Origin of the sequence: Williamsia sp. 1135, from assembly GCF_002095395.1 — a bacterium.
In the GTDB taxonomy this organism is placed as follows: Bacteria; Actinomycetota; Actinomycetes; order Mycobacteriales; family Mycobacteriaceae; genus Williamsia.
This window is the reverse complement of the sequence record NZ_MJEI01000020.1, coordinates 1-4,249: the sequence shown is the minus strand read 5'-3', so window position 1 is coordinate 4,249 and position 4,249 is coordinate 1. Positions and strand designations below refer to the sequence as shown.

General features: G+C 61.3%; 4 protein-coding genes. 2 read left to right on the top strand and 2 right to left on the bottom strand.

Annotation, left to right across the window (positions count from 1 at the left end):
• Both BFL43_RS00195 and BFL43_RS00190 read left to right on the top strand, forming a co-directional pair.
• The coding region (locus BFL43_RS00195; protein ID WP_084889703.1) for a transposase at positions 1–256 on the top strand (256 nt) is incomplete at its 5' end.
• Positions 253–1,191 carry an IS3 family transposase gene (locus BFL43_RS00190; protein WP_084889697.1) on the top strand — a complete coding sequence of 313 codons (939 nt, stop codon included), beginning with the start codon at positions 253–255 and terminating at the stop codon, positions 1,189–1,191. The genes BFL43_RS00195 and BFL43_RS00190, both read left to right, overlap by 4 nt.
• A gap of 438 nt (positions 1,192–1,629) precedes the next feature.
• Here the strand turns inward: BFL43_RS00190 and BFL43_RS00185 are convergent, their stop codons facing one another.
• Together BFL43_RS00185 and BFL43_RS00180 are read right to left on the bottom strand one after the other, a co-directional pair.
• Positions 1,630–2,415 carry a DUF2637 domain-containing protein gene (locus BFL43_RS00185; RefSeq protein ID WP_168176490.1) on the bottom strand — a complete coding sequence of 262 codons (786 nt, stop codon included), beginning with the start codon at positions 2,413–2,415 and terminating at the stop codon, positions 1,630–1,632.
• Positions 2,416–2,972: 557 nt separating this feature from the next.
• A complete protein-coding gene (locus BFL43_RS00180) occupies positions 2,973–3,725 on the bottom strand; it encodes a ParA family protein (protein WP_084835630.1) in 753 nt (250 codons plus the stop codon).
• Positions 3,726–4,249: the final 524 nt, after the last annotated feature.

The following is a 4,249-nucleotide window of genomic DNA, read 5'->3' as shown; positions in this document are numbered from 1 at the left end:
CCGTGATGGGGCGGTCCGGATCGTCGAGGAGACGGGTAAACCGATCGCCCAGGTCGCGCGCGATCTGGGGGTCAACGAGGGCACCCTGGGCAACTGGGTCAACCGTGCGCGCGCCGAGCGCGGCGGCGAGGATGAGGCGAGCGGCGATAGTGCTGCCGAGCTCAAGCGGTTGCGTGCCGAGGTGGCCGAGTTGCGGATGGAGCGCGATGTTTTAAAACGATCGGTGGTCCTGTGGGTGAAGGAGGCGACGAAGTGATGCTGGCCCGCTTCATCGCAGAGCAGAGGACCACCTATCGAGTGCCACATACGGTCACGTGCGCGCTGCTTGGCGTGAGTATGGCGTGGTTCTACAAGTGGTTCAAGCGTTCTCAAAAGCCGGGTGCAGCAACAGGATTGCATACCGCGCGTGACTATCGGCGCGACACGGTAGACCGCGCAGTCAAGGTCAAGTTCATGACATTGCGGGGCTTGCATGGTTCCCCGCGGCTGCACGTGGACCTGCGTGAGGACGGGTGGACAGTGAGCGAGAAGACGGTCGCGGATTCGATGCGCCGGCAGGGTTTGGTGGCACGCCGGATCCGTCGCCGAAACGGGCTGACCCGGCAGGACAAGACGGCACCGAAGTTCCCGGATCTGGTGCGCCGGAACTTCACCGCGACGCGTCCGAACGAGAAGTGGGTCGGCGATATCACCGAGATCCCGACTGCGGCCGGGAAGTTGTATCTGGCGACCGTGATCGACCTCTACAGCCGCCGATTGCTGGGTGCGGCCACCAGCGTGCATCCAGACGCACCGCTCGCGTGTGCAGCAATCGAGATGGCGGTGGCCACCCGAGGCGGTAAGCAGGCCATAAGGCGTGACGAGGAGTCCGAACGGGTCATCTTCCACAGTGACCGCGGGTCGACGTACACCTCCAACAAGTTCACCAAGCTGTGCCGTCGGATGGGACTCCGTCAGTCGATGGGCCGCGTCGGGTCATGCTTCGACAATGCCGCTGCCGAAGCGTTCTTCTCTTCCCTGGAGTGGGAGGTACTGTCACGCAACGATTTCGAGACTCTTGCCGGAGCCAAGGCCGGTGTGCTTGACTGGTGTTACGGCTTCTACAACCACGTCCGCCGGCACTCCACGATTGGGATGGTCAGCCCCATCGACTACGAGAACGCTGCAGTCGCGGAGCCCGAAGCCGCATAGAGGAGTCCTCCACGATTTGGGGGGAACCACACTCACCGGTTGACATACACAGAGGCACCCGGACATCTCTGCCCCACCGACCCGCACCGTACTACAATATCGAAACTATGTTCGAGTCGTGGCAGCACTCCCCCACTCTGCACGTCTTCGACCCTCCACGACCGGTGGAGGTCAACCTGCTACCTACTTTGAGCTGGGCATTCATGACCGCCGGTCGCAGTCCGGTCTCCTTAGAGACCCGGGCATTCGGTCTTCGAGTCGAGCGGTCTCAACCAGGCCGTCAGCTGGCGTGGATTCGAGCGAATTCTGGGGCCTGGATCGGCCTGGTGATCTGCGAGGTGGAAAGTTCGAACCGCAAATGCTCTGTGCAAAGCCATTTTTGGCTATCTCCGGACCGCATTCGGGCGCTGTAACCGGCGCCAGGAACCTGGGCGGCGGTTACGCCGGGGCCAGGTCGCCGACCCGCTCTGCTTCCCAATAGACCGGGGCATACTCGGCCCACGCCTCGAGGATCCGGGTCACGGTGTTGTGGTGCACGTTCACGTCCGTGGCAATAGCGCGCCTGGACAGCGACGGCTTGTTGTCCGCCAGCCACAGGATGCGGGCAATCGTCGGGGTCTCGGTGACAGAGTTCGTCTGTTCTCTCAGATGCCGGGCCGGTTCGAGATACTCGTTGACCGCACGCTCCTCGACCTGGTCCACCTCGGCGTCAGCAAGAACAGTCGGGGCCCCCACCTCAACGGATGGCAGAGCAACACCTGCAAGATCACCCTCAGACGGTTCCGCCGCGGTTCGTCGGTCGTTGGGCCTGATGAGGAGCACAAGGCCGTGGGTCGAGAGCAGCAGGAAGGCCGGCGGGATCGTTCCGCCAATCACGGCGGCGACAGGTGAGAGTGATCCGGTCCCGGTGACGTAAGCGTGCAGCGCGTTGCCGCTGATGCTGATCGCGGCCGCGACGGCCAGGAGAAGCCAGAAGAAGCGGCGACGTGCCGGCGTCGGATCTCCGGCGGCAGCGACCAGCGAGATCGTGGCTTGCAGGATCGTTCCGTCAATCAGAACCGGCGCGATCCATGAGAGTTCACGCTGAGGCCAAATCTCGGTAGCGATGTCCCACAAGGCGGAGAAGCTCAGCGCGAAGCTGCCCAGTGCGAGAACGACGGTGACAGCGATGGCCGTCGCAACAGCAACACGTTCAATCGGGGGACGCTTAGAGTTGGAGACCACGGTCACAGGTCCTATCTGTGGTCGAGGTCCTGGTTGGTGGGTGCAATCACCAGCCAGGGCCGTGGGCGCGGGCACTCTGCCCTGCACGTATTGTCTGTATGTCTCGTATTGCGCGTATTGCGCGTATTTACAAGCGGCGCGTCAGAGACCGAGCTCGTCGAGCAACTTCTCAACACCCTCTCGGACGATGTCGGTTTTGTTGACGACCCGACCCCGTTCCACGCCGAGCCGCAAGCTTGCGGCTTGCATTCTCTCGTCGAGGCTTTGGGGGATCCGGTAGGTCCGAGTGATCAGCGGATCCTTGGGGGCTGTCTCGTCTCTTGCTGCGGGTGCTACTGCCCTACCCTGCGCCGACCGCTTCGCTGGCGTCTCCCGCTTTTGTGGCGTAGCTGTTCGGGTTGAGGGTTCTGCGAGTTGCGCTGGGGCAGCGGCTGGGGTTGACGCTGTTTCGGGGGCCGCGGGCACCTTTTCGGTTCCCATGCGTTCAAACGGGTGCTGTTCAGGCGCCTTTGTCACGGTTTTTCGTTCTATGGCCATGGGACTGTTCCGCCTTCTTGTCAGATGAGGTCAAGTTCGAGTGCCAGATCGCGATAGGCACTGGTCACTGCAAATGCTCCGGACCCCTTGAGTGTGGTGATCGGTACTGCGAGACCGTGGGCGTCGACGACGGCTGCTCGTTTCGGGATCACGGTCTTCGCGACCAATGCTTCGTACTTGCTGCGCAGCTCTTGCTCCCGGAAGTCTTGTTCTCCATTGCGCTCACGCCGCCCGATGACAATTGCCGCCACTTCAAGTCGCTCGTTAAAGCTTCGGCGGGCAAGAATGACCGACTCGCTGATCGCATCCACGCCTCGAGCACCGTCTGGGCTCGCGTCAGTAGGTATGACGACACTGTCGGCCGCGGCCAGCCCGTTAGCCATCAGCTTGCCGACGAACGGCGAGGTGTCGATCAGGATGTGATCCCAAGACCTGGACGCATCGCTGAGTGCGTTCCTGAGCCTGTAGTGGATGTCGAGGGCGGCGTCAGCTTCCCTATTGGCCAGCGCCGGTGTTCCGGCCAGGATGTCGATGTGCGGCCAGGTGGTCGCAACGACCGCCTCATCGAGGGTCGTTTGTTCGGTGAAGACATCGTTGGCCGTGTATTCGGCTTCGGCCGGCTCGATGCCTAGGCCAGTCGTCAGGTTCGCCTGAGGGTCAAGATCCACCAACAACACCGACTTGCCTGCGGCCGACAGCGCTGCTGCGAGCCCGATCGTCGTTGCCGTCTTGGTCGATCCACCCTTCTGGTTGCAAAAGGCAATGACTGCCATCGCTAGAACTCTCCTCATCTCGACTCACAAGCCATGCGGTATGGACTGACTTGTCAATGCAGGCTGTGTTGTCATGCTTGTCATGCTTGTATTTACTGACAGGCTATCGCATACCGTGCATACCCTGCATACTGTACAGACAGTGCAGACTGGCAATACATACAATACTGTAAATACATACTGGATAGCGCGCTATCCACCCTTTCACCAGGCGATACGAACGCTTGACAGGACCACGCGGCTACCCGCATAGCCGCTCACATGTCGGAACTCGCACCCGAACGAACGTGGAGTTCAGCGGTCTAGCCTCACTGTCGGTTCCGCACTCCAAGGCACCAGCGGTTCGGATCACGAGCCGCTGCACGCACCGGAACCGACGCACCGATGGCTCATCAGTATGTTTACGAGCCAAGTCATCGTGGATCGGGGAGGTCTCCAATTGATACTTAAACTGGCTTATAAGGGAGTGTCCGATTAACGGTGGATCCGACCTTGGTGTCGGTTAGTTACCGTTTGGGGTGATG